This is a genomic window from Mycobacterium sherrisii (genome assembly GCF_002102355.1).
GTDB lineage: Bacteria > Actinomycetota > Actinomycetes > Mycobacteriales > Mycobacteriaceae > Mycobacterium > Mycobacterium sherrisii.
In genome coordinates, this window is record NZ_LQPT01000069.1 from 70,382 (window position 1) to 94,570 (window position 24,189).

Genomic DNA, 24,189 nt, shown 5'->3' on the forward strand with positions numbered 1-24,189 from the left:
ATCCGTAATGGGAACTGCACGAGTTGTGCGACACCGAGGACATCATCCTGCTGGCCTTTGCGTCGCTGGGCCACGGCCTTGCGCCGCGGCTGCTCGACGACCCGCTGATCGTCGACATTGCCCAGCGTTTCGCAAAGACACCCGCACAAGTGTTGCTGGCCTGGGGAATTCAGCGCGGCAGCGCGGTGCTGACGGGATCGGTCAACCCGGCACGCATTCGGGAGAACTTCGATGTGACCGCACTACCACAGAGCGCGATCGACGAGATCGACGAACGTCTAATCACCCGCATCCGATTCAATTCCGTTGTCGACGGTGGAGTGCCGGGCTTCGCGGAGGTGCCGACCGGTCGCTAGATTGCGTACCCGGACCGATCTGCCGAATGTGCTGCGCTCGGCGAGAACACGTTCATAAAATGCCGCATGGCCGTCGGTATGGTCCCGTACTTCGTGCGCCGCGCGGCCGATGTCGCGCGGCAGCCGAAGGCCCTCACGTGAAAGCGTGGCAGGTCAACGGATTCGGCGAACCGGCCCAAGTGTTGCGCCAGGTGGAGCGGACGCTGCCCGACCCCGCCGCCGGGCAAGTGCGGATCAGCGTCGCGGCGGCCGGCCTGGGACGCCCCGACGTGTTGATGTGTAGCGGCAGCTACCCGTTGACACCGCCGCTGCCCTTCACACCCGGCCAGGAGTTCGTCGGCACGATCACCGCGGCCGGGCCGGGCGTCGAACTCGCGGCCGGCACCCGAGTGCTGGGCGTCAGCGACTTCCTGAGCGGCAACGGATCCTTCGCAGCCGAGACGCTGGCCCACACCGGGACCGTCTTCGAAGCGCCCGCAGGACTCGACGATACCGCCGCCGCGGGATTCTGGATCCCCAACATGACCGCCTGGATCGGGCTGGTCGACCGGGGCGGACTGGCCCCCGGCCAACGCCTGGCAGTACTCGGCGCGGCGGGCGGCAGCGGAATCGCGGCGGTCCAGCTGAGCAAGGCGCTGCACGCCGAGGTTCTCGCCGTCGTCAGCGACAACCGCCGGGCCGAATTCTGCACATCGCTGGGCGCCGACCACGTCGTCATCGCCGACGGCGATACCGCGGCCGGCGGCACCCCGCTCGCCGCGGCGTTGCGCGAGGCGACCGGCGGGGCCGGGCTGGACATGATCTTCGATACCGTCGGCGGCGCGCAGGGCACCGCGGCCATGGCCGCCCTGGCCCGCGACGGTCGGCATCTGGCGGTGGGTTTCGCCAGCGGCGGGTGGGCCACTCCCGACGTCCAGACGATGGTGATGACGAACACCACGCTGGTCGGTGTGCTGGCCGCGGGCTACAGCCGTGCACACCTGAACGCAATCCTGGACCGCCTCATGGCATTCGTCGACAGCGGCGCCATCCGGCCCGCGGTCAGTGAAGAGGTGTCGTTCCAGGAGATCCCCGCCGCGCTCGAGCGACTGGGCGCACGACGGGTCCTCGACAAGATCGGCGGCGGACTCCAGGCCTGAACTGTGGTGGCAGGTACTGGATTCGAACCAGTGTAGGCGTAAGCCGACGGATTTACAGTCCGCTCCCATTGGCCGCTCGGGCAACCTGCCGCCTAGCAGGGTACAACGACCGGGTAGACATTTCACAAACGGCTAGGAGCAACGCTAGAAGCAAGAGGGAGGGCGACCGCATGGCGGACTCATCGTTCGACATCGTCAGCAAGTTCGATCGGCAAGAGGTGGACAACGCGCTCAACCAGGCAGCCAAGGAACTGGCCACCCGCTTCGACTTTCGCGGCACCGACACCAAGATCGCGTGGAAGGGTGACGACGCCGTCGAGCTGACCTCCTCCACCGAGGAGCGCGTCAAGGCGGCCGTCGACGTGTTCAAGGAGAAGCTGATCCGCCGCGACATCTCGATGAAGGCCTTCGACGCGGGCGAACCACAGGCCTCGGGCAAAACCTTCAAGGTCACCGGGACGCTCAAGCAGGGCATCGACAGCGAGAACGCCAAGAAGATCACCAAACTCATTCGCGACGAGGGCCCCAAGACCGTCAAGACCCAGATCCAGGGCGACGAGATCCGGGTCACCAGCAAAAAGCGGGACGACCTGCAGGCCGTCCAGGCCCTGCTGCGCAGCTCGGACCTGGACGTGGCGTTGCAGTTCGTCAACTACCGCTAGGCCTGCTCGCCAACCAACCGGTGGGGTGCCTAAGGTAGTGACGAGTACCACATGAGACTCCTCACTACCTGCCAGCAAGCGAGGTTGACAATGACCGCGACTTCCCAGGAAGCCACCGGCCAACCCCCGGCTGAGGCCGGCTACTTCGACGTGATCATCGTCGGTGCCGGGATCTCCGGCATCGGTGCGGCCTACCGGATCGCCGAGCGCAACCCGCACCTGACCTACGCCATCCTGGAGCGACGCGAGCGGATCGGCGGCACCTGGGACCTGTTCCGCTACCCCGGCGTGCGAAGCGACAGCAGCATCTTCACGCTGTCGTTTCCGTTCGAACCCTGGACCCGCAAGGAAGGCGTCGCTGACGGCGTGCACATCCGCGAGTACCTGACCGCCACGGCGCACAAATACGGCATCGATCGCCACATCCGGTTCCACAGCTATGTCCGTTCGGCGGACTGGGATTCGGCGACCGACACCTGGACCATCGCCGTCGACCACGGCGACACCGGCACGATCTACCGCAGCCGGTTCGTGTTCTTCGCGTCCGGCTACTACAACTACGACCAGGGCTACACACCGGACTTCCCCGGCGTCGAGCACTTCCGCGGCACGGTCGTGCATCCCCAGCATTGGCCTGAGGAACTGGACTACGCCGGTAAGACGATCGTGGTGATCGGCAGCGGCGCGACCGCGGTCACCCTGTTGCCATCGCTGTCCACCCGGGCCGCCAAGGTCACCATGCTGCAGCGCTCCCCGACTTATCTCATTTCGGCGTCGAAGTACAGCAGGTTCGCCGCCTTGATGCGTTTCCTTTTGCCGCGCAAGGCTTCTCATCTGGCGATCCGGACGTACAGCGCCTTGACCGAGGCCGTGTTCTTCTTCTTGTCACGCCAGCTGCCGGGCGCGATCAGGTGGCTGCTGCGCCGCAAGGCGATCGACAGCCTGCCGCAGGGCTACCAGGTCGACGTCCACTTCAAACCGCGATACAACCCGTGGGACCAGCGGATGTGCCTGATCCCCGACGCCGACCTGTACAACTCGATCGCCGCGGGTCGCGCCGAAGTCGCCACCGATGAGATCGATCACTTCGACGCCACCGGAATCGCGTTGCGGTCCGGCGCACACCTCGACGCCGACATCATCGTCACCGCCACCGGGCTGCAACTGCAGGCGCTGGGCGGTGCCACGATCAGCGTGGACGGCGAAAAGATCGATCACCGAGAGCGCTTCGTTTATAAGGCGCACATGCTCGAGGACGTGCCAAATCTGTTCTGGTGCGTCGGCTACACCAACGCCTCCTGGACGCTGCGTGCCGACATCACCGCCTGCGCCACGGCGAAACTGCTGGCGCACATGGCTTCTCACGGCTACACCCACGCCTACCCGCATTTGGGTGGCGAGCCGATGGGCGAGAAGCCGTCCTGGGACATCGCCGCCGGTTACGTGAAGCGATCGGCACACGAGCTGCCCAAGTCGGGCACCAAGCGGCCGTGGCATGTGCGGCAGAACTACCTCGCCGACGCGCTCGATTACCGGTTCGATCGTATCGACGAGGCCATGGAATTCGGCCGCGTCGCCGACCGGGCGCCGGTGGCGGGCTAGATCCTGATGGATGGCTACAAGCCAAATTGCTACTAAATTCGGGGTGACGGCAATACGCTGACGCTATGGCAGCCCAAACACGCGAACCCAAAGTTGTTGTCCTTGGCGGTGGTTCCTGGGGAACCACGGTGGCGTCCATCTGCGCACGCCGGGGACCGACATTGCAGTGGGTGCGCTCGGCAGAGACGGCCGACGATATCAACGAACGGCACCGCAACACCCGCTATCTCGGCAGCGACGTCGAGCTGAGTGACACGCTGCGCGCGACCACCGACTTCGCCGAGGCCGCCAACTGTGCCGACGTCGTCGTGATGGGGGTGCCCTCGCACGGATTCCGCGGCGTGCTCACCGAGTTGGGCAAGGAGCTGCGGCCGTGGGTGCCGGTGGTTTCCTTGGTCAAGGGGCTCGAGCAAGGCACCAACATGCGGATGTCGCAGATCATCGAGGAGGTGCTGCCGGGCCACCCGGCCGGCATCCTGGCCGGCCCCAACATCGCCCGTGAGGTCGGCGAGGGGTATGCGGCCGCGGCGGTGCTGGCGATGCCCGACCAGCATCTGGCCACCCGGTTGTCGGGGCTGTTCCGTACCCGGCGATTCCGGGTCTACACCACCGACGACGTGATCGGCGTCGAGATGGCCGGGGCGCTGAAGAACGTCTACGCGATCGCCGTCGGAATGGGCTATTCGCTGGGCATCGGGGAGAACACCCGGGCGTTGGTGATCGCCCGCGCGCTGCGCGAGATGACGAAGCTGGGTGTAGCACTGGGCGGCAACCCCGAGACATTCCCCGGGCTGGCCGGGCTGGGCGATTTGATCGTCACGTGCACCAGTCAGCGCAGCCGCAACCGTCACGTCGGTGAGCAGCTCGGCGCCGGTAAGCCGATCGACGAGATCATCGCGTCGATGAACCAGGTAGCCGAGGGCGTCAAGGCCGCCAGCGTCATCATGGAATTCGCCAACGAATTCGGACTGAGCATGCCGATCGCCCGCGAAGTCGACGCGGTGATCAACCACGGATCGTCGGTCGAGCAGGCGTACAGCGGCCTGATCGCCGAAGTCCCCGGGCATGAGGTGCACGGCTCCGGGTTCTAGTCCGACCCGAATTCTGCTGCGCTGCCAGACAATTCGCGACCACGGCCGGACGTTGCGGGTGCATCGGCGGCGCCGGGAGTGCGCTGGGGGCGCCAACACGCCGATACGGCCCCGCCGCCGGCGCACACTGAACGCCCTGGACGTACGCCAAGCGCATTACCCCCGCGCCATCGCCTCCAGCCGGCGGATCCGGTCCTCGATCGGGGGGTGCGTCGAGAACAGTGAACCGATCCGCTCCCCCGCGCGGAACGGGTTGGCGATCATCAGGTGGGCCTGGCTGGCCAGTTGCGGCTCCGGTGGCAGCGGCGCGGCCTGCACCCCGCCGGAGATCTTGCGCAGCGCCGACGCCAACGCCAGCGGGTCGCCGGTCAACACGGCGCCCGACTCGTCGGCCTGGTACTCCCGCGAACGCGACACGGCCAACCGCACCACCGTCGCGGCAATCGGCCCCAGCAGCGAAACCAGTAGCAGCGCAAAGGGATTCTCGCCGTCGCGGTTGCCGCCGAACATCCCCGCCCACATCGCCATATTGGCCAACGCGGTGATCACACCGGCCAGCGCACCGGCCACACAGGAGATCAGGATGTCGCGGTTGTAGACGTGCGACAGCTCGTGCCCCAGCACGGCGCGTAGCTCACGCTCGTTGAGGATGTCCAAAATGCCGGTGGTGCAGCACACCGCGGCGTTGCGCGGGTTGCGCCCGGTCGCGAATGCGTTGGGCGCGTTGGTATCGCTGATGTACAGCCGCGGCATCGGCTGGTGCGCCGCGGTGGCCAGTTCCCGCACGATCCGGTAGATCATCGGCGCCTGCAGCTCGGACACCGGCTGAGCATGCATCGCCCGCAAGGCCAGCTTGTCGCTGTTGTAGTACGTGTAGATGTTCATCCCGATGGCGAACATCAACGCCAAGAACATCGCCGTCCGGCCGAACAGCGAACCCACGAACACGATCATCGCGGACATGCCGGCCAACAGCAGGAAGGTCTTCAGCCGGTTGGCATGTGGATGCCAGGTCACGGGTTCCCTCCTCGAAAAGCTCTGCTCGTTGCTTAACCGTTGTCACGTCAACGACCGGACCGGTCCTTTGGGTTCCGCGCCCGCTAGCCGTGCCGGCTGATGGTGAAGTCGACCAGCGTCTGCAGCGCCCGCCGGCCCGGCACATCGGGCAAAAGCCCCAGCTCGTGCTGGGCCTTGGCGGCATACTGCGCCAGAAAATCCTTGGCCTGCACCATGCCCCGCGACGCACGCAACAGCGTCAGGGCCTCGATCACGGCGTCGTCGTCCTGCACCGGCCCGGACAGCAGCTCACGCAGCCGGTCGCCGTCGGGCCCGGGCTGCTGCAGTGCGTAGACCATCGGCAGGGTGTGCACGCCCTCGCGGATGTCGGTGCCCGGCACCTTGCCCGACTCATCCGAATCGCTGTCGATGTCGATGATGTCGTCGGAGATCTGAAAGGCGGTGCCCACGATGCCGCCGAGCCGGGCCAGGCGCGCCACCTGTTCGTCGTCGGCGCCGGAGAACATCGCCCCGAACTCACCGGCGGCGGAGATCAGGCAGGCCGTCTTCTCGTACACCACCTTCAGGTAATGCTCGATCGGATCCGCGCCCGGGGCGTGTTTGTCCATTCCGCGGGTTTCCCGCATCTGGCCCGTCACCAGCTGGGCGAACGTCTCGGCGATCAGCCGCACCGCCGCCGGCCCCAGCCGTGACACCAGCCGCGATGCCGTGGCGAAGAGGTAGTCGCCGGCCAGGATGGCGACGTTGTTGCTCCAGCGCACGTTGGCGGTCTGGGCGCCGCGGCGGACCTCCGCCTCGTCCATGACGTCGTCGTGGTACAGCGTCGCCAGGTGCACCAGCTCGATGACCGCGCCGGCGATCGTCACCTCCGCCGCGTCCGGGTTCGGCCCGAGCTGCGCGGACAGCACGGTGAACAACGGCCGAAACCGCTTGCCACCCGCCTTGAACAGGTGCATCAGCGACTCGGTCATGATCTCGTCGGCGCCGCGCAACTCGGTGTCCATGAGCTGCTCGATCTTTGCCACACCGTCGCGCACGGTCGCGGCAAACGAGGCATCGCCGAAGTCGATGCCCGCCACCACCGTCGCCGGAGTACTCACGCGACCAACATACTGGTGGGCGTGGACACGCCGCCCGACACCAAGGCCTCCGGCGCCGACCTGGTGGTGGTGGGCGCCGGACCCGCGGGTTCGGCGGCGGCGGCCTGGGCTGCCCGGGCGGGCCGCGACGTTTTGGTCGTCGACTCCGCCAGCTTCCCGCGGGACAAGCCGTGTGGCGATGGCCTGACGCCCCGTGCGGTCGCCGAATTGGAGCGCCTGGGACTCGGTGCCTGGCTGGACACCCGCATTCGGCATCGGGGCTTGCGGATGAGCGGATTCGGCGGGGAGCTCGAGGTCGACTGGCCCGGACCGTCGTTTCCGTCGACCGGCAGCGCGGTGGCCCGCGTCGAGTTGGACGACCGCATCCGCAAGGTCGCCGAAGAGTCCGGCGCGCGAATGTTGCTGGGCACCAAAGCCGTTGGCGTGCACCATGACTCGTCAAGGCGGGTGACCTCGGTGGTGTTGGCCGACGGCACCGAGCTGCGCTGCCGCCAGCTGATCGTGGCCGACGGGGCGCGCTCGCCGCTGGGCCGCAAGCTGGGCCGCCGGTGGCATCAGGACACGGTCTACGGCGTCGCGGCGCGCGGGTACCTGACCACCACGCGCAGCGAAGACCCCTGGCTCACGTCGCATCTGGAACTGCGCGCACCCGACGGCTCGAAGGACAAAGTGGTGCCCGGCTATGGCTGGATCTTCCCACTCGGCAACGGCGAGGTGAACATCGGCGTCGGAGCGCTTTCGACGTCGAGGCGCCCGGCCGACCTGGCGCTGCGGCCGCTGATCTCCTATTACACCGACCTGCGTCGCGAGGAGTGGGGCTTCACGGGTGCACCGCGGGCGATCTCGTCGGCGCTGCTGCCGATGGGTGGCGCCGTTTCCGGCGTGGCCGGGCCGAACTGGATGCTGATCGGGGATGCCGCGGCCTGTGTGAACCCGCTGAACGGGGAGGGCATCGACTACGGGCTGGAGACGGGGCGACTGGCCGCCGAGGTGCTGGACTCCCGGGACGTGTCCGGGTTGTGGCCCGCGCTCCTGCAGGACCACTACGGCCGCGGGTTCTCCGTCGCACGCCGACTGGCGCTGCTGCTGACGTTCCAGCGCTTCCTGCCCACGACCGGACCCGTAGCCATGCGGTCCACCCGGCTGATGACCCTCGCCGTGCGGGTGATGGCCAATCTGGTCACCGACGAGGACACCGACTGGTTGGCCCGGACCTGGCGTGGCGCCGGACGGCTGTCCCTGCTCATCGATCGCCGAACCCCGTTCAGCTGAACCGATTTTTTACCCAAGCGCTGTCCGCCCCCTATATCAACTTCCTTGACATAGATCAGGCTGCTTGATATATCTGGAGGCATGACTCAGCCAACCGATTTCGAGTTCGAAGCGGCTTACCGCGGGGAATCCGCCCAATTCGGCGAGGGCGCCCGTCCGCCCTGGAGCATTGGCGCGCCCCAGCCCGAGCTGGCCGCGCTGATCGAGCAGGGCAAGTTCCACGGCGACGTCCTCGACGTGGGCTGCGGCGAGGCTGCCATCTCGCTGACCCTGGCCGAACGCGGCATGACCACGGTCGGTCTCGACCTGTCACCCACCGCGATCGACCTGGCCCGCCGCGAGGCCGCCCGGCGGGGACTGACCAACGCCACCTTCGAGGTCGCCGACATCAGCACCTTCACCGGGTATGACGGGCGCTTCGGCACCATCGTGGACAGCACCTTGTTCCATTCGATCCCGGTCGAGGCGCGCGAGGGCTATCAGCGCTCGATCAGCCGGGCCGCGGCACCGGGTGCCTCCTACTTCGCGCTGGTCTTCGACAAGGCGGGCGCACCGGACGGCCCGATCAACGCGGTGACCGCCGACGAACTGCGCGACGCGGTGTCCGACTACTGGGTCGTCGACGAGATCCGGCCGGCCCGTATCCACGCGAAGTTGCCGGACGGTGCCCCCGAGATGCCGTTCGTCGACCTAAAGGACGAACCCAACGGGTTGAAGTCGGTCAGCGCGTGGTTGTTGCTCGCACATCGGGACTGATCATCCGCGAGACCGCGTCGTTGCCGCGGTGTATAGTCCGGCTAATGAGGGGAACCACGCTGCTTGCAGGCGTCGCCACCGCGGCGGCCGCGATTTCGCTGGCGTTGCCGGCACTGGCCGACCCGACGACGCCCCCGCTGCCGCCGCCGGCCCCGACGCCGCTGCGGACGCCGTCACCCCCGAGTGACTACGACGCCCCGTTCAAGCAAACCGTCAACGGGTTCGGCATCTACCAGCCGCAGGACCAGCTCGCCTGGCTAGGCAAGATCGCCTGCGACCGGTTGGGGCGCGGCGTGGACCACGACGCGTACCAGTCGGCCACCTTCATCCAGCGCAACCTGCCGCGTGGCACCAGCCAGGGGCAGGCGTTCCAGTTCCTGGGCGCGGCCGTCGATCACTACTGCCCGGACCAGATCGGCGTCGTCCAGGCGGCCGGTACCCACCCGAACTAAGGGATCACCGCAACGGCTTGTGGCCCGCATGTAGGGCCACAATGCCGCCGGTCAGGTTGCGCCAGCGCACGCCCGACCATCCTGCTTCCGCTATCTGCGCGGCCAGCTCGGTCTGGTCGGGCCAGGCCCTGATCGACTCGGCGAGATAGACGTAGGCGTCGGGATTGCTCGACACCGCCCGCGCCACCCGCGGGAGGGCCCGCATCAGGTATTCCTTGTACGCCGTGGCGAACAAGGCGTTGGTAGGCGTGGAGAATTCGCACACCACCAGCCGCCCGCCCGGCCGGGTGACCCGGGCCATCTCCCGCAGACCCGCCTGCGGATCGGCGACGTTGCGTAAGCCGAAACTGATTGTGACGGCATCGAATACGCCGTCGTCGAACGGCAACTTGGTGGCGTCCCCGGCAACTTTGGGGACCTTGCGCGCGCCACCGGCCGCCAGCATCCCGACCGAGAAATCCGCCGCCACACACCACGCACCGGATTTCGCCAGTTCGACGGTGGACACCGCGGTACCCGCGGCCAAGTCGAGCGCCTTGTGGCCGGGCCCGATCCGCAGCGCCGAGCGGGTGGCTCGCCGCCAATACCGGTCCTGGCCGACCGACAGCACGGTGTTGGTCAGGTCGTAGCGGCGCGCGACGCCGTCGAACATCGACGCGACCTCCCGGGGATTCTTGTCCAAGGCCGCTCGACTCACGACGACGACGCTACCCGGCGCAATTTGGCGGGTTTGGGAATGGTCGCGCGTCAGCGGTGTTAGACACGGCGTGAGCGAAAAAGTTTGGTTTATCACCGGTACATCACGTGGATTCGGGCGGGAATGGACCGCCGCGGCATTGGAGCGGGGCGACAAGGTAGCCGCCACCGCGCGCGACACGGCCACACTGGACGACCTGGCGACGAAGTACGGCGACCCGCTGCTGCCGATCCGGCTGGACGTCACCGACCGCGATGCCGACTTCGCGGCGGTCAAGCAGGCTTACGACCACTTCGGCCGACTCGACGTCGTGGTGAACAATGCCGGCTACGGGCACTTCGGGTTCGTCGAAGAGCTGTCCGAGCAAGAGGCACGCGACCAGATCGAGACCAACGTGTTCGGTGCGCTGTGGGTCACCCAGGCCGCCCTGCCCTACCTGCGCCAACAGGGCAGCGGCCACATCATCCAGGTGTCGTCGATCGGCGGCATCACCGCGTTTCCGCAGCTCGGTATCTATCACGCCTCCAAGTGGGCGCTCGAAGGGTTCTCACAGACACTGGCCCGGGAAGTGGCGGAGTTCGGTGTGCACGTCACGCTGGTCGAACCGGCCGGCTACGACACCGACTGGTCCGGCGCATCGGCCAAGCATTCCGAGCCCTTGTCCGCCTACGACGAGCTACGCGCCACGGTCGAGGCCGAACGCCGGCAGCGCTGGTTGGCGATGGGTAACGCGCGGGCTTCGGCCGCCGCGATACTCAAGGTCGTCGACGCCGAGCAGCCGCCGCTGCGGGTGTTCTTCGGCAAGTCGCCCCTGCAGACCGCGAAGGCCGACTACGAGAACCGGTTACGCACCTGGGAGCAGTGGCAACCCGTCTCGGAGCTGGCGCAGGGCTAGCGCCCCAACCTCACTCGCCTTGCGCGTAGCGCCGTTGGGCGCTACGCGCTCTGGCGGTGGGGGACTGCACGGCCGCGTAATGACCGAGCAGCTCGTCACAGATGGCCGGCCAGGTGCGCGCGAGGACGCTGCGCCGCGCGGCCTGTGAGTAGCGCGGCCGTTCCTGCAGCAGGTGCGCCACCGCTTCAGGCAGCCGCCGCTCGAACTCGTTGACCGCCAACAACAATCCGGTGCGCCACGGGGTGACGAGGTCGCGCGGACCGCCGGCGTCGGGCGCGATCACCGGCAATCCCGAGGCCAGCGCCTCCTGGACCACCTGGCAGAACGTCTCGTGCTCGCCGGTATGCACGAAGACGTCCATGCTGGCGTACGCGGCGGCGAGCTCCGGCCCATACTTTGCTCCGGTGAAAACCGCTGAGGGCATGGCGGATTGGAGTTTGCGTTGATCGACTCCGTCGCCGACGATTACCACTTGAACATCGCCGGCGGCCGCCAGTCCCGCCAGCCGTTCCACGTGTTTCTCCGGCGCCAGCCGGCCGACGAAACCGACGATTGGTTTGCCCTGCGGCGACCACTGCCGCCGCAGTACCTCGTCCCGCGCCGAGGGCGCGTACCCCATGATGTCAACCCCGCGAGCCCAGTGGTAAACCCGCGGAATTCGGTGCGCGACAAGAGATTCCATAGTGGAGGTGGACGGCGCCAGGGTGCGATCGGCTAGCCGGTGCAAATGCCGGAACCACGCCCACGCCGTGCGGGTGGTGATGCCGATGCCGTAGCTCTCGGCGAAACCCGGTACGTCGGTTTGGTAGACGGCCACCGTCGGCACGCCGAGCAGTCGGGCGGCGCGCACGCCGCCGTAGCCGAGCAGCGCCGGTGAAGCCAGATGCATCACATCGGGCTGGAATCCGCGCAGCACCTTGAGCAGTCGTGGACGCGGCACACCCAGCGGCAGCGTCGTCACCTTGGGAAACATTCGAGACGGCACCCGGTGCACCCGGATGCCGTCGTGAATCCGCTCGGCGGGAGGTTCACCGGGCGGGGTGTCGGGGGCGATCACCAAAGCTTCGTGGCCGGTTCGGCGCAAATGCTCCAGCACTCGGACGACAGAATTACTGACACCGTTGACCTGCGGCAGAAATGATTCTGCGACTATCGCAACGCGCACAAGGTCATCGTGTCAGCGCCGATTGTCTCCGAGGTTGCCGGACGGCATACGGGGCGCGAAATTTGCTGGTCACGCTTCATCCGGCTTTGCTGGCGACGGCCCGTGCCACACCGCGCCGGTTCAGCCGCCTGTCCACCAGCGCCAGCAACACCAGCACGACCACCGCGACCAGCCAACTGACCACCGCGATCGACCCGGCCGGGATGATCGCCAATGCCGCATTGCGGTGCTGTACCCGAACCAAATTGGGGTCATTCTTGTTGTACTCGACGTATATCCGCATGCCCGTGGCCAATTCGGACGGATACAGCACCCCGAGCTCGGGCCGGTAAGTCACCCGCTCGGGTGTGACGAATTCGATCGTGGAGCGGCGCGGACCGGCGCTGAGTACCTCCGCCTGCGCCACGCCCATATTGTGCTGAATCGCAAGGTCATTGCGCCACGCGCCGGCGACCAGTAACACCGACTGCAACGTGACCAGACCGGTGATTATCAACACCGCGATCCTGGTGAACCGCAGCGCCATTCGCACGGGATTGGCCGATGTTGCATCGCTGCGACCGTGAATCAAGATGCGCAGCAACGCCTTTGGGGACTTCACAAAGCAGCCTTGATGGCGGCATGCAGGCCGCGCAGCGACGACCGGTCCGCCTTGACCTCCAGCACCCGCATCCCGGCGCCCGGTTCGTCCAGAGCCGCGTGCAGTTCGCCCACCTCGATCTGGCGACTTTCGACGTGATAGGCGCGGCACAGCGCTCCGACGTCGACGTCGTGCGGGGTGCCGAAGATCCGCGATGACACGTCAGAGAACCGTGGGTCGCCCTGTTCGAGCAGTTCGAAGATGCCGCCGCCGTTGTCGTTGGACACCACGATGGTCAAATGCCGCGGTGTCGGTTCGGTCGGGCCGATCAGCAGTCCGGAGCTGTCATGGACAAACGTCAGGTCGCCGATCAGCGCGACGGTACGGGCCGGATTCTCGGCGCTGCCGCTGAGTTCATGTGCCCCCTCATATGCCAACGCGGCGCCGATGGCGGTGGACACGGTGCCGTCGATGCCGGCGACGCCGCGGTTGGACCGCACCCGGATGCCGTGCGGGGACAGGCCGACCAGGGCGGCGTCGCGCACCGGATTCGACGCGCCGAGCACCAGCTGGTCGCCCGGGCGCAGCGCGTCGGCCACGGCCGCGGCGACGTGCAGCCCGGTGGTCAACGGGTGCGCCGCCAGCTGGCAGCGCACCGCCGCGAGTGCGTGCTGATGCATCTCCGAGCAGCGCAACAGCCACGCCGGGCTGGGCGTCCCGGAGGTCACCGCCCGCGTCCCGGTGGCCTGGGAGTTCCCCGAGACGTCCGGCCAGCGTGGCCCCGTGGTCAGCGCATACACCGGCACCTGCGGGTCGGCCAGCAGCGCCGACACCGGGCGATGCAGCGTCGGGCGGCCCTGCATGATCACCTGTTTAGGGCGCAGCAGCGTCAGGGCCAGCGGGTGCAGCGGATTGGCGGCGGGTGGTGCCGTGGGCTCGGCGACCGTCGGTAACTGCGCGAGGTTGGGATGCACACCCGCGCCGTGCCCCGCGATGACCACGGTGTCGGGCGTCAGATCGATGTCCAGCGGCTGGTCGAACACGACCGGGGGCGTGTAGGTCCACGGCCGATCACCTGGACGCCCCGGCGGCGTGACGGCACCGCGCGGTTCGGGATCCGGCACCAGCGGCTCGCGCAGCGGAATGTCGAACTGCACCGGCCCCGCGTTGGCCGTGCGCGAACCGGTAGCCGCCGCCAACACCCGGCAGGTGGCCGAGCGCCACGTCGCGTTCAGCGACTCCAGCCGCTCGGGCGCATCTTCGGCCAGGCCGAGGCTGATCGTGGCGCGCACCTGGGTGCCGAAATAGCCCAGCTGCTCCATGGTCTGGTTGGCCCCGGTGCCGAGCAGCTCGTAGGGCCGGTTGGCCGACAGCACGATCAGCGGCACCCGCGCGTAGTTGGCTTCCACCACGGCCGGGCCGAGGTTGGCGACGGCGGTGCCCGAGGTCATCGCGACGCATACCGGCGCACCGGCGGCGATGGACAGGCCGACGGCCAGGAAGCCGGCGGTGCGCTCGTCGATGCGGACGTGCAACCGGATCCGGCCGGCCCGGTCGGCGTCCTGCAGCGCGAACGCCAGCGGGGCGTTGCGGGAGCCGGGGCACAGCACCACGTCGCGGACACCGCCGCGAATCAGCTCGTCAACGACGACGCGCGCCTGTGTCGTCGAGGGGTTCACTCCTACAGGGTGTCACAGCCCGCTGACGATGCCCGCCGTGCAACGGCGGGAGGAGGAAGCGGGCCATCGGGCACCAGCCCGCTAGGGCGACTGGGCCTTGACGTCGGCGAAGAATTTCAGCGCTACGCCGTTGACCGCCTCGGGGCGCTCCAGGAAGCCCAGATGCCCGGTGTCGGGAATCTGCACGTAGCGACCGTTGGGCATGGCGTCGGCGACCTCGCGTCCCAGGTGCGGCGGGGTGATCACGTCGTCGGCGAAACCCATCACCAGAACCGGCGTGGTGATGGCGCGGTAGGCCGCGAGCCGGTTCGTCTGCGGCGAGACGCTTAACTGGGTCCGCAGCCCGGGGGTTCGCTTGACCGGCCAGGTCCGAAACATCGTGATCCAGTCCGCGACCAGCACATCATCGTTGATCGTCTTGCGTGAAAAGCTTTCCAGCACCCGCACTTTCGCCTCATACGCCGGCGGCAGCTCGATGTTCGACGCGTACAGCTGGACCTCGCCGTCATGAAAGCCCTGACGGGCGCGGTCCAACCGGCCGCGGGTGGCCATCAGCACCGCGGCCTTTACCAGCTCCGGCCGCGCCACCATCAGCTCCTGGGCGATGAAGGCGCCCATCGACACCCCGACGATGCGGGCGGGCGCGGCGTCCAGCGACTCGATCAGCGCGGCGGTGTCGGCGACCATGGTCTGCGTGGTAAACCCCTCGGCATTCTCGGTGGCACCGATCCCCCGATTGTCGAAGGTGATCACGCGATATCCCGCCGAGACAAACGCGGGAACTTGGTGCGGCAGCCAGGTGCGCCCGGGACCGCCGCTGCCGGCGATGAAGACCACGGGCTCACCGCTGCCGCGGTCGTCGTAGGCCAGGTTAATCACTTGCACGACGGTACAAGCAGCGCATGGCAGGCCGTGACCCGGTCGATCCACCACTGCCGCCGGTCGGGCGGCGCCGCCAACGCCCGCAGCCGCGCCGGATCGGGCGTCACCGGGCCGACGGCCAGGTTCCCGTCGACCGGGGCCGGCACGTCGGCGACGTCCTCGACGAACAGCCCTCCGGTGCCCAAACCGCAGGCATGCCCCAGCCGCGGCAGCGCCGCCGCCGCGGTCAGGCCGGCGGCGATGCCGACCGCCGAGTCCAGCGCGCTGGAGATCACCACCGGAATGCCGATCTGCCCGGCGATGTCCAGCAGGGCCGAAATCCCGCCCAGGGGAGCCACTTTGAGCACCGCAATGTCGGCGGCGCGAGCGCGGACCACCGCGAAGGGGTCGTCGGACTTGCGGATGCTTTCGTCGGCGGCGATCGGAATATCGACCCGCGCGCGCAGCGCGGCGAGTTCGTCGACGCCTGCGCAAGGTTGTTCGAGGTATTCCAGCGGGCCGTCGACGGTGAGCGCGGCCGCAGCCGCGGCCGCCTGCTCGACCGTCCAGCCGCCGTTCGCGTCGACTCGCACGGTCGGCACGAGCGCGCGCACCGCGTTGACCCGGGCGACGTCGTCGGCCAGGGTTTGCCCCGGCTCGGCGACCTTCACCTTCGCCGTTCCAGCGCCGGGAAACCGGGCCAGCACCGCGGGGACGTCGCCGGCGGGCACGGCCGGCACGGTGGCGTTGATCGGGATGCGGTCGCGCAGCGGAGGCGGAGCCGGTCGGTACGCGGCCTCGATGCCGGCGGCCAGCCAGTGCGCCGCCTCGGGCGGCTCGTACTCGACGAAGGCTCCGAATTCGCCCCACCCCGCCGGCCCGTCGATCAGCGCAACCTCGCGGGTGGTGATGCCGCGGAACCGCACCCGCATCGGCAGCGCCACCACGTGCAGGCGGTCCAGCAATTCGTCGAGCGGCGGCGGCCTCACTGGCCGTAGACCTGGCGTCCCGCCAGATACGTGGCCCGGACGTCCAGATCGGCGATCTGCTCGGGCGGCACCGTGCGCGGATCGGCGGACAGCACCACCAGATCCGCATACTTGCCCACCTCGAGCGACCCGACCACGTCGTCGGAGAACAGCTGCCAGGCGGCGTCGATGGTCTGAGCACGGATCGCCTGCTCGACGGTCAGCCGTTCCTGCGGTCCGAGCACCCGGCCGCTGGGCGCCGTGCGGGTCACCGCGACGCTGATGTTGCGCAGCGGCTCCTCCGGTGTGACCGGCGGATCGTTGTGCAGCGAAATCCGCATCCCGGTGGCGACCGCGGATCCGGCTGGCATCCAACGAGTTCCGCGCTCCTCGCCGAACAAGCCGTCGACGATGACGTCACCCCAGTAGTGGATTTGGTCGACGAAGATGCTGCAGGTTACGCCGAGGTCGTGGGCTCTTTTCAGCTGTTCGGGCCGGATGGCGCCGACGTGCTCGAGCCGCAGCCGATGGTCGTCGCGCGGATGGGCGTTCAGGGCCTGCTCGTACACGTCGAGGATGGTGTCCACCCCGGCATCGCCCTGCACGTGGCAGGCCATCGGCCAGCCCAGCGGAAAGTACGCCCCGACGATCTCGTGCAGCTGCTCCGCGGTGTAGTTGGCGCACCCGCACGAGCCCGGCTTGACGCCGATGATGCGGGCGGCCTCGGTGTCCAGGTAGGGAAACGACAGATCGATGTTGCCGATCCAGGGCGAGCCGTCGACCCAAATCTTGATGCCGACCTGACGCAGCAGGTCGTCGCCCTGCCCGGGGGTGGCATCGGTGCTCATCTGTGGGTTGGAGATTTCGTAGGTGCGCAGCCGCACCGTCAGGCGCTCGCGCAGCTGCTCGACCATCGAACGGAAGCCGGGGTCGAATGCCATTTCCGAACACGTCGTCAGGCCGGCGCGGTTGAGCCGGGCACACTCGGCGAGCAGCATCCGCGGATAGTCGGCGAAGTCGATCGCGCCGCTCAGCAGCGGAAACACCGCGCCGGTTTCCTCTGCGGTGCCGTCGAGTTCACCGTTGGCGTCGCGGCCGAACTTGGCGCCCTTCGGGTCCGGGGTGTCGCGGGTGAGGCCGTGAAGCTGGGCGGCGCGCGAATTGAAGTATGCCTTGTGGCCGGAGTTGTGGATGATCACCAGCGGGCCGTCCGGCGCGATGTGGTCCAGCCAACTCAGCGTCGGCTCCGGAAGACCTTTCTGCAGCAACGGATCCCAGCCGTTGAGGTAGGCGCCGTCGGATCCGCGCCGGGCGGCTTCGGAGTGGATCGCCGCGATGACGTCGTCGGCGTCGCGCATGGTGACCGGCCGGATGTCGACCAGGCGATCCGACAACGCGACGGCCTCCATCAACGGGTGACCGTGTGCCTCAACGAATCCCGGCATCACACAGCCGTCACCGACATCGACGGTCTGGGTGTCGGGGCCGGCCAATGCGGACACCTCGGCACGGGTTCCGACGGCGACGATGCGGCCGTCTGCGACGGCGAGTGCCTCGGCGGTGGGCTTCGCCTCGTCGACGGTCAGGACGGTTCCGGTGATGACGAGATCTGCCTGCCCCATGCGTAGGGATCGTAGTGGTGATCGCGAGAGCGGCGCGGCCGGTCGAAGCGGGTCACCACCACTCAACCCAGTGGTGATCGCGAGAGCGGCGCAGCCGGTCGAAGCGGGTCACCACCACTCAACCCAGTGGTGATCGATGTCGAACAGGGCGCGGCTGACCCAAATTGCAACACGTTCTAGTCTGACCACATGACGGACGACCTGCTGCGCAACCCGACCCATAACGGCCACCTGCTCGTGGGCGCGCTCAAGCGCCACAGGACCAAGCCCGTCCTGTTTCTCGGCGACACCACCCTGACCGGCGGTCAGATGGCCGAGCGGATCAGCCAGTACATCCAGGCCTTCGAGGCCCTCGGCGCGGGCACCGGCGTCGCCGTCGGTCTGCTCTCCCTCAACCGCCCCGAGGTGCTGCTGATCATCGGGGCCGGCCAAACCCGCGGCTACCGGCGCACGGCGCTGCACCCGCTGGGCTCGCTGGACGACCACGCCTACGTGCTCAATGACGCCGGCATCAGCTCGCTGATCATCGACCCCAACCCGATGTTCGTCGAACGTGCGCTGGCCCTGCTGGACAAGGTGCCGGGGCTACAGCAGATCCTGACCATCGGACCGGTGCCCGAGCAGTTGCAGGGCGCGCGGGTACACGTCGTCGACCTCGCGGCCGAGGCGGCCAAGTACGACGCGGCACCGCTAGAGGCCGCCGAATTGCCGCCGGATCAGGTCATCGGCCTGACCTACACCGGGGGCACCACCGGCAAGCCCAAGGGCGTGATGGGCACCGCGCAGTCGATTTCGTCGATGACCCAAATTCAGCTCAGCGAATGGGAATGGCCGGAGAACCCGCGGTTTTTGATGATCACCCCGCTCTCCCACGCCGGGGCCGCGTACTTCCTGCCGACGCTGATCAAGGGCGGCGAAATGCATGTGCTGGCAAAGTTCGATCCGGCGGAGGTGCTGAAAACCATTGAGGAGAAACGTATTACAGCCACCTTCCTGGTGCCGTCGATGCTGTACGCGCTGATGGACGATCCCGACTCGCACACCCGCGACCTGTCGTCGCTGGAGACGGTCTACTACGGCGCCTCCGCGATCAACCCGGTGCGGCTGGCCGAGGCGATCCGCCGCTTCGGCCAGATCTTCGCCCAGAACTACGGGCAGTCCGAGGCGCCGATGGCCATCACCTATCTGGCCAAGGGCGAGCACGACGAGAAGCGGCTTTCCTCGTGCGGGCGTCCGACGCTGTTCGCACGGGTGGCGCTGCTGGGCGAGGACGGCCGGCCGGTGCCGCAGGGCGAGCCGGGCGAGATCTGCGTCAGCGGGCCGCTGCTGGCGGGCGGCTACTGGAACCTGCCGGAGGAGACGGCGAAGACGTTCAAGGACGGCTGGCTGCACACCGGCGACATGGCACGCGAGGACGAGGACGGCTTCTACTTCATCGTCGACCGGGTTAAGGACATGATCGTCACCGGCGGATTCAACGTGTTCCCCCGCGAGGTCGAGGACGTCGTCGCCGAGCACCCGGCCGTCGCCCAGGTATGCGTGGTCGGCGCGCCCGACGAGAAGTGGGGCGAGGCCGTCACCGCGGTAGTGGTGCTGCGCTCCGACGCGCCGCGCGACGAGGCCGCAATCGAGGCAATGACCGCCGAGATCCAGGCCGCGGTCAAGGAACGCAAGGGGTCGGTGCAGTCGCCGAAGCGGGTGGTGATTGCCGAGGCGCTGCCGTTGACCGGTCTGGGCAAGCCGGACAAGAAGGCCGTGCGCGCCCAGTTCTGGGAGGGCGCGGCGCGCTCGGTGGGCTGAGGCGTGCGCTTTGCGCCGAGCGTGAAATTAACTTCACGCTCGCAGCCGAACGTGAAACTAACTTCACGTTCGGCGGGCAGGTGGGTACGAGGTAACGTCGCTGCCTATGGGTAAGCCCGACGGGCTCAAGCCGCCCTGGTGGCTGAAGCCGGCGAACAAGGTCTTCATCCGCTTGACGCGGCTCGGCCTGAGCTTCGGCGGCGAAAGCCCAGTGGTGTTGACCGTTCCCGGCCGCAAGTCCGGCACGCCCCGGTCGACGCCGGTAACGCCGATGACAGTCGACGGCAAACGCTATGTGGTGGGCGGGTTCCCGGGCGCGGACTGGATCCGCAACGTCCGCGCCGCCGACGTTGTGACGCTGGCCCGCGGCCGCAACTCCGAGCGGGTGCGGATGGTGGAGCTGTCCGCCGAGGCGGCGCGGCCGTTCCTGCGGGCGTTTCCCACGGAGGTGCCCACCGGCGTCGGCTTCATGAAACGCGCTGGGCTGGTCCAGGACGGACGCCCCGAAGAATTCGAGGCGCTGGCCGGCGTGTGTCCCGTATTCCGGCTGGACCCGGCATAGGAGTTCAAACACGTTGAGCGGCAACCCATTTGATGCCGAACAGTGGCGACTCGTCGACGGCTTCGGCGACCTGACCGACATCACCTACCACCATCACGTCAGCGATGCCACGGTGCGGGTGGCGTTCGACCGCCCGGAGGTGCGCAACGCCTTTCGGCCGCACACCGTCGACGAGTTGTACCGGGTGCTCGACCACGCGCGCATGTCGCCCGATGTGGGGGTGGTGCTGCTGACCGGCAACGGGCCATCGCCCAAGGACGGCGGGTGGGCGTTCTGCTCGGGCGGCGACCAGCGCATCCGTGGGCGCAGCGGCTACCAGTACGCCTCGGGTGAGACGGCCGACACCGTCGACGCGGCCCGTGCCGGACGCCTGCACATCCTCGAGGTACAGCGGCTGATCCGGTTCATGCCCAAGGTGGTGATCTGTCTGGTCAACGGCTGGGCCGCCGGCGGAGGGCACAGCCTGCACGTGGTCTGCGACCTAACGCTGGCCAGCCGCGAGCACGCCCGGTTCAAGCAGACCGACGCCGACGTGGGCAGCTTCGACGGCGGCTACGGCAGCGCCTACCTGGCCCGTCAGGTCGGCCAGAAGTTCGCCCGGGAGATCTTCTTCCTCGGCCGGCCCTACACCGCCGAGCAGATGCATCACATGGGCGCGGTCAACGCCGTCGTCGACCATGCGGAGCTGGAATCTGAGGCCATCAGGTGGGCGGCCGAGATCAACGCCAAGTCCCCGCAGGCGCAGCGGATGCTCAAGTTCGCGTTCAACCTGCTCGACGACGGTCTGGTGGGCCAGCAGCTGTTCGCCGGGGAGGCCACCCGGCTGGCGTACATGACCGACGAGGCCGTCGAGGGCCGCGACGCGTTCCTGGAGAAGCGTGCCCCGGACTGGAGCTCGTTCCCGCGGTACTTCTAGCGCCCCCACCTAGACTCGCCTCCCGTGAGTAAGAGTCCCCTTCGCCGGCTTACCGATCAGTTGGTGCTGGCCACCATGCGACCGCCCATGGCGCCGCAAATTTTGGTCAACCGACCGGCGATGAAACCGATCGAGCTCGCCGGCCAGCGCATCCTGCTCACCGGCGCCTCCTCCGGTATCGGCGAGGCCGCGGCCGAGCAATTCGCCCGGCACGGGGCCACGGTGGTCGTCGTCGCGCGCCGCGGCGAATTGCTCGACGCGCTTGCCGACCGGGTTACCGCGGCGGGCAACGAGGCGGTGCCGATCCCCTGTGACCTGTCCGACATGGCGGCGGTCGATGCGCTGGTGGCCGACGTCCAGCATCGCCTCGGCGGGATCGACATCCTGATCAACAACGCCGGCCGGTCCATCCGCCGGCCGCTGGCCGAATCACTGGAGCGCTGGCACGACGTCGAGCGCACCATGGTGCTCAACTACTACGCGCCGCTGCGGCTGATCCGCGGCCTGGCCCCCGGGATGATCGAGCGCGGCGACGGCCACATCATCAACGTGTCGACCTGGGGCGTGCTGTCGGAGGCGTCGCCGCTGTTCGCGGTGTACAACGCGTCGAAGGCCGCGCTGTCGATGGTCAGCCGGGTCGTCGAAACGGAATGGGGTCCCCGCGGGGTGCACTCGTCGACGCTGTACTACCCGCTGGTCGCCACCCCGATGATCGCGCCGACGAAGGCCTACCACGGGATGCCGGCGCTGACGTCCGAGGAGGCCGCCGAATGGATGATCACCGCCGCCCGCACCCGCCCGGTGCGCATCGCCCCGCGGATGGCGATCGCGGCCAAGGCGCTGGACACCTTCGGGCCCCGCTGGGTCAACGCCGTCATGCAACGCCAGACCTTGCAGCCCAACCGCGCAACCGATAGCTGAGCCCCTGCGTGGTAGACACGACGGTATGGAGATCCTGGCCAGCCGGATGCTGCTGCGGCCGTCGGACTATCAGCGATCGCTTGCCTTTTACCGCGACGAGATAGGCCTGGCGATCTGGCGTGATTACGGCGCTGGCACAGTGTTTTTCGCGGGCCAGTCGCTGCTGGAGTTGGCGGGTTACAGCGAATCCGACCCGGCCCAGGGCGTCTTTACCGGCGCGCTGTGGTTACAGGTGCGCGACCTCGAGGCCACCCAGGCCGAACTGGCCGGCCGCGGGGTGCAAATCGCCCGCGAAGCAAGGCGCGAACCATGGGGCTTGAAGGAGATGCATGTGACCGATCCGGACGGCCTCACGCTGATCTTCGTGGAGGTGCCGCCGGAGCATCCGCTACGCCGCGACACCCGAAATGAACAGCAGGAAAAATCGGGTTAACTGACAGGTAACATCAGTCGACCATTCATGGTTAACCTGCGTTTTTGCTCCGTGTGCATTCGACAATAGATTCTCCCTACCACCAGAATCAGGCGCTGTGGACATACAACTGTTCCTCTTGGTGATCGTCGTTGTCACCGCACTCGCTTTCGATTTCACCAATGGCTTTCACGACACCGCCAACGCCATGGCCACGTCCATTGCCAGCGGCGCCCTCAAGCCCAAAACAGCCGTCGCATTGTCCGCGGCCCTCAACCTGGTCGGCGCGTTCCTGTCCACCACCGTTGCGGCCACGATCGCCAAGGGCCTCATCGACTCCAGCGTGGTCACCCTGGAACTCGTGTTTGCCGGACTGGTCGGCGGGGTCGTCTGGAACCTGCTGACCTGGCTGCTCGGCATCCCGTCCAGCTCGTCGCACGCGTTGATCGGCGGCATCATCGGCGCCACCATCGCCGCCGTCGGTGCCCACGGGGTGATCTGGAAGGGCGTCATGTCCAAGGCCATCATCCCGGCCGTGGTGTCGGTATTTCTGGCCATCGTCGTCGGCGCCGTCGCGACCTGGCTGGTGTACCGGATCACCCGCAGCCTGACGCGGGAGCGCACCGAGGCCGGCTTCCGGCGCGGCCAGATCGGGTCGGCGTCCCTGGTTTCGCTGGCGCACGGCACCAACGACGCCCAGAAGACGATGGGCATCATTTTCTTGGCCCTGATGTCCTACGGATCGGTCAGCAAGAGCGCGGCTGTGCCGCCGCTGTGGGTCATCGTGGCGTGCGCCTTGGCGATGGCCACCGGCACCTACCTGGGCGGCTGGCGGATCATCCGCACGCTGGGCAAGGGCCTGGTCGAAATCCAGTCGCCGCAGGGCATGGCGGCCGAATCCTCTTCGGCCGCGGTGATTCTGCTGTCCGCCCACTTCGGCTACGCCCTGTCGACCACCCAGGTCTGCACCGGCTCGGTGATGGGCAGCGGGCTGGGCAAGCCGGGCGGCGAGGTGCGCTGGGGCGTGGCCGGGCGCATGGGGGTCGCGTGGCTGGTCACGCTCCCGCTGGCCGGGCTGGTCGGGGCGGTCACCTATTGGATCGTGCACCTCATCGGCGGCTACCCGGGCGCCATCGTCGGCTTCGGGCTGCTGATCGCGGTCTCCACCGTGATCTACCTGCGCTCGCGCCGGACCAAGGTGGACCACAACAACGTCAACGCCGAGTGGGAAGGCAACCTGACCGCCGGCCTCGACGGCTCGGACACCAAACGGCCGCCCGGTGACGGCGGCGCCAAGGTGGCGTCATCCCCGAGCTCCGACGACGTGAGCGTGGGGCAGCTCTGATGAGTAGCCTCAGCGACTGGTTCAACTACGAAGCAACGCTGAAGATCCTGGTCTTCAGCATGCTGGCCGGGGCCGCGCTGCCGGGCCTGTTCGCCCTGGGCATCCGGCTGCAGGCGCTCGGCGCCGGGGGCGTCGGCGCCGACGGCGCCACCACCCAGCGCAACCCCGTGTTGTCGGGCCTGGCCTGGCTGATCTACGCGGTGGTGGTCGCGGTGATCATTATCGGGGTGCTCTACATCGCCCGCGATTTCATCGCCCACCACACGGGCTATCCGTTCCTGGGCGCCAAGCTTAAGTAGCATCGAATAGTCGTATACAA

General features: G+C 67.9%; 25 protein-coding genes and 1 tRNA gene. 16 read left to right on the plus strand and 10 right to left on the minus strand.

The genetic code is table 11. The features are described 5' to 3' along the window. Positions 1-23 precede the first annotated feature (23 nt). Positions 24-356, plus strand: a complete 333-nt coding sequence (locus AWC25_RS27145) for an aldo/keto reductase (RefSeq protein ID WP_198166615.1) — start codon at positions 24-26, stop codon at positions 354-356. A 137-nt stretch (positions 357-493) separates the two neighbouring features. Continuing rightward, positions 494-1,495 carry a zinc-binding dehydrogenase gene (locus AWC25_RS10995; RefSeq protein ID WP_158089736.1) on the plus strand — a complete coding sequence of 334 codons (1,002 nt, stop codon included), beginning with the start codon at positions 494-496 and terminating at the stop codon, positions 1,493-1,495. 4 nt (positions 1,496-1,499) lie between these two features. Here the strand turns inward: AWC25_RS10995 and AWC25_RS11000 are convergent. Continuing rightward, a tRNA-Tyr gene (locus tag AWC25_RS11000) sits at positions 1,500-1,585 on the minus strand. An 80-nt stretch (positions 1,586-1,665) separates the two neighbouring features. Between AWC25_RS11000 and AWC25_RS11005 the strand changes: the two genes are divergently transcribed. The 3 genes from AWC25_RS11005 to AWC25_RS11015 all read left to right on the plus strand — a co-directional run bounded on the left by AWC25_RS11005 (position 1,666) and on the right by AWC25_RS11015 (position 4,850). Next, the gene (locus tag AWC25_RS11005; protein WP_044509754.1) at positions 1,666-2,157 is read left to right on the plus strand and encodes a YajQ family cyclic di-GMP-binding protein; all 492 of its coding nucleotides are present in this window, start codon (positions 1,666-1,668) and stop codon (positions 2,155-2,157) included. Positions 2,158-2,247: 90 nt separating this feature from the next. Further along, positions 2,248-3,759, plus strand: a complete 1,512-nt coding sequence (locus AWC25_RS11010) for a flavin-containing monooxygenase (protein ID WP_069399607.1) — start codon at positions 2,248-2,250, stop codon at positions 3,757-3,759. A gap of 65 nt (positions 3,760-3,824) precedes the next feature. Then, positions 3,825-4,850: an NAD(P)H-dependent glycerol-3-phosphate dehydrogenase gene (locus AWC25_RS11015; RefSeq protein WP_069399608.1), complete on the plus strand. Its 1,026-nt coding sequence runs from the start codon at positions 3,825-3,827 to the stop codon at positions 4,848-4,850. Between the two features lie 156 nt (positions 4,851-5,006). On the opposite strand, the gene htpX is transcribed toward AWC25_RS11015, so the two are convergent. After that, positions 5,007-5,867 (minus strand): zinc metalloprotease HtpX, encoded by an 861-nt coding sequence (gene htpX / locus AWC25_RS11020; protein ID WP_069399609.1) that lies wholly within the window; start codon positions 5,865-5,867, stop codon positions 5,007-5,009. Positions 5,868-5,950: 83 nt separating this feature from the next. Next, entirely contained in the window at positions 5,951-6,967 is a 1,017-nt protein-coding gene (gene grcC1, locus AWC25_RS11025) for a nonaprenyl/(2E,6E)-farnesyl/geranylgeranyl diphosphat synthase (protein ID WP_069399610.1), read from the minus strand. Between the two features lie 21 nt (positions 6,968-6,988). On the opposite strand from grcC1, the gene menJ reads away from it, so the two are divergent. From menJ to AWC25_RS11040, 3 genes are all read left to right on the plus strand, one after another. Beyond that, complete coding sequence (gene menJ, locus AWC25_RS11030) at positions 6,989-8,239, plus strand: menaquinone reductase (protein ID WP_211281039.1); 1,251 nt, start codon at positions 6,989-6,991, stop codon at positions 8,237-8,239. 81 nt (positions 8,240-8,320) lie between these two features. After that, on the plus strand, positions 8,321-8,995 hold the full coding sequence (locus tag AWC25_RS11035; RefSeq protein WP_085166772.1) for a class I SAM-dependent methyltransferase: 675 nt from the start codon (positions 8,321-8,323) through the stop codon (positions 8,993-8,995). Between the two features lie 44 nt (positions 8,996-9,039). Next, positions 9,040-9,447 carry a DUF732 domain-containing protein gene (locus tag AWC25_RS11040; protein WP_085166773.1) on the plus strand — a complete coding sequence of 136 codons (408 nt, stop codon included), beginning with the start codon at positions 9,040-9,042 and terminating at the stop codon, positions 9,445-9,447. A gap of 4 nt (positions 9,448-9,451) precedes the next feature. Here AWC25_RS11040 and AWC25_RS11045 read toward each other — a convergent pair whose 3' ends face one another. Continuing rightward, a complete protein-coding gene (locus AWC25_RS11045; RefSeq protein WP_085166774.1) occupies positions 9,452-10,144 on the minus strand; it encodes a demethylmenaquinone methyltransferase in 693 nt (230 codons plus the stop codon). A gap of 70 nt (positions 10,145-10,214) precedes the next feature. Here AWC25_RS11045 and AWC25_RS11050 point away from each other — a divergent pair, with 70 nt between their 5' ends. Further along, entirely contained in the window at positions 10,215-11,039 is an 825-nt protein-coding gene (locus AWC25_RS11050; protein WP_085166775.1) for an SDR family oxidoreductase, read from the plus strand. A 10-nt stretch (positions 11,040-11,049) separates the two neighbouring features. On the opposite strand, the gene AWC25_RS11055 is transcribed toward AWC25_RS11050, so the two are convergent. The 6 genes from AWC25_RS11055 to AWC25_RS11080 all read right to left on the minus strand — a co-directional run bounded on the left by AWC25_RS11055 (position 11,050) and on the right by AWC25_RS11080 (position 17,914). Continuing rightward, positions 11,050-12,204: a glycosyltransferase family 4 protein gene (locus AWC25_RS11055; protein WP_085166776.1), complete on the minus strand. Its 1,155-nt coding sequence runs from the start codon at positions 12,202-12,204 to the stop codon at positions 11,050-11,052. Positions 12,205-12,280: 76 nt separating this feature from the next. Continuing rightward, positions 12,281-12,787, minus strand: coding sequence for a DUF3592 domain-containing protein (locus AWC25_RS11060; RefSeq protein ID WP_085166788.1), 507 nt, complete (start codon positions 12,785-12,787; stop codon positions 12,281-12,283). A 14-nt stretch (positions 12,788-12,801) separates the two neighbouring features. Further along, a complete protein-coding gene (gene menD / locus AWC25_RS11065) occupies positions 12,802-14,463 on the minus strand; it encodes a 2-succinyl-5-enolpyruvyl-6-hydroxy-3-cyclohexene-1-carboxylic-acid synthase (protein WP_069399617.1) in 1,662 nt (553 codons plus the stop codon). A gap of 81 nt (positions 14,464-14,544) precedes the next feature. Then, a complete protein-coding gene (locus AWC25_RS11070; RefSeq protein WP_069399618.1) occupies positions 14,545-15,342 on the minus strand; it encodes an alpha/beta fold hydrolase in 798 nt (265 codons plus the stop codon). Continuing rightward, the gene (locus AWC25_RS11075; RefSeq protein WP_084229218.1) at positions 15,339-16,313 is read right to left on the minus strand and encodes an o-succinylbenzoate synthase; all 975 of its coding nucleotides are present in this window, start codon (positions 16,311-16,313) and stop codon (positions 15,339-15,341) included. The genes AWC25_RS11070 and AWC25_RS11075 overlap by 4 nt, the downstream gene beginning before the upstream one ends. Continuing rightward, on the minus strand, positions 16,310-17,914 hold the full coding sequence (locus AWC25_RS11080) for an amidohydrolase (RefSeq protein WP_069399619.1): 1,605 nt from the start codon (positions 17,912-17,914) through the stop codon (positions 16,310-16,312). Before AWC25_RS11080 ends, AWC25_RS11075 begins: the two co-directional genes overlap by 4 nt. Positions 17,915-18,103: 189 nt before the next feature. Here AWC25_RS11080 and fadD8 point away from each other — a divergent pair, with 189 nt between their 5' ends. The 7 genes from fadD8 to AWC25_RS11115 all read left to right on the plus strand — a co-directional run bounded on the left by fadD8 (position 18,104) and on the right by AWC25_RS11115 (position 24,169). Then, complete coding sequence (gene fadD8 / locus AWC25_RS11085; protein WP_085166777.1) at positions 18,104-19,714, plus strand: fatty-acid--CoA ligase FadD8; 1,611 nt, start codon at positions 18,104-18,106, stop codon at positions 19,712-19,714. Positions 19,715-19,820: 106 nt separating this feature from the next. Next, on the plus strand, positions 19,821-20,276 hold the full coding sequence (locus tag AWC25_RS11090) for a nitroreductase family deazaflavin-dependent oxidoreductase (protein ID WP_069399621.1): 456 nt from the start codon (positions 19,821-19,823) through the stop codon (positions 20,274-20,276). A 13-nt stretch (positions 20,277-20,289) separates the two neighbouring features. After that, positions 20,290-21,192: a 1,4-dihydroxy-2-naphthoyl-CoA synthase gene (locus tag AWC25_RS11095; RefSeq protein ID WP_069399622.1), complete on the plus strand. Its 903-nt coding sequence runs from the start codon at positions 20,290-20,292 to the stop codon at positions 21,190-21,192. 24 nt (positions 21,193-21,216) lie between these two features. Next, positions 21,217-22,113, plus strand: a complete 897-nt coding sequence (locus tag AWC25_RS11100) for an SDR family oxidoreductase (protein ID WP_069399623.1) — start codon at positions 21,217-21,219, stop codon at positions 22,111-22,113. A gap of 25 nt (positions 22,114-22,138) precedes the next feature. Next, positions 22,139-22,546: a VOC family protein gene (locus tag AWC25_RS11105; protein WP_085166778.1), complete on the plus strand. Its 408-nt coding sequence runs from the start codon at positions 22,139-22,141 to the stop codon at positions 22,544-22,546. A 97-nt stretch (positions 22,547-22,643) separates the two neighbouring features. After that, positions 22,644-23,870 carry an inorganic phosphate transporter gene (locus tag AWC25_RS11110; RefSeq protein WP_069399625.1) on the plus strand — a complete coding sequence of 409 codons (1,227 nt, stop codon included), beginning with the start codon at positions 22,644-22,646 and terminating at the stop codon, positions 23,868-23,870. Then, positions 23,870-24,169 carry a hypothetical protein gene (locus AWC25_RS11115; RefSeq protein ID WP_069399626.1) on the plus strand — a complete coding sequence of 100 codons (300 nt, stop codon included), beginning with the start codon at positions 23,870-23,872 and terminating at the stop codon, positions 24,167-24,169. Before AWC25_RS11110 ends, AWC25_RS11115 begins: the two co-directional genes overlap by 1 nt. Positions 24,170-24,189: the final 20 nt, after the last annotated feature.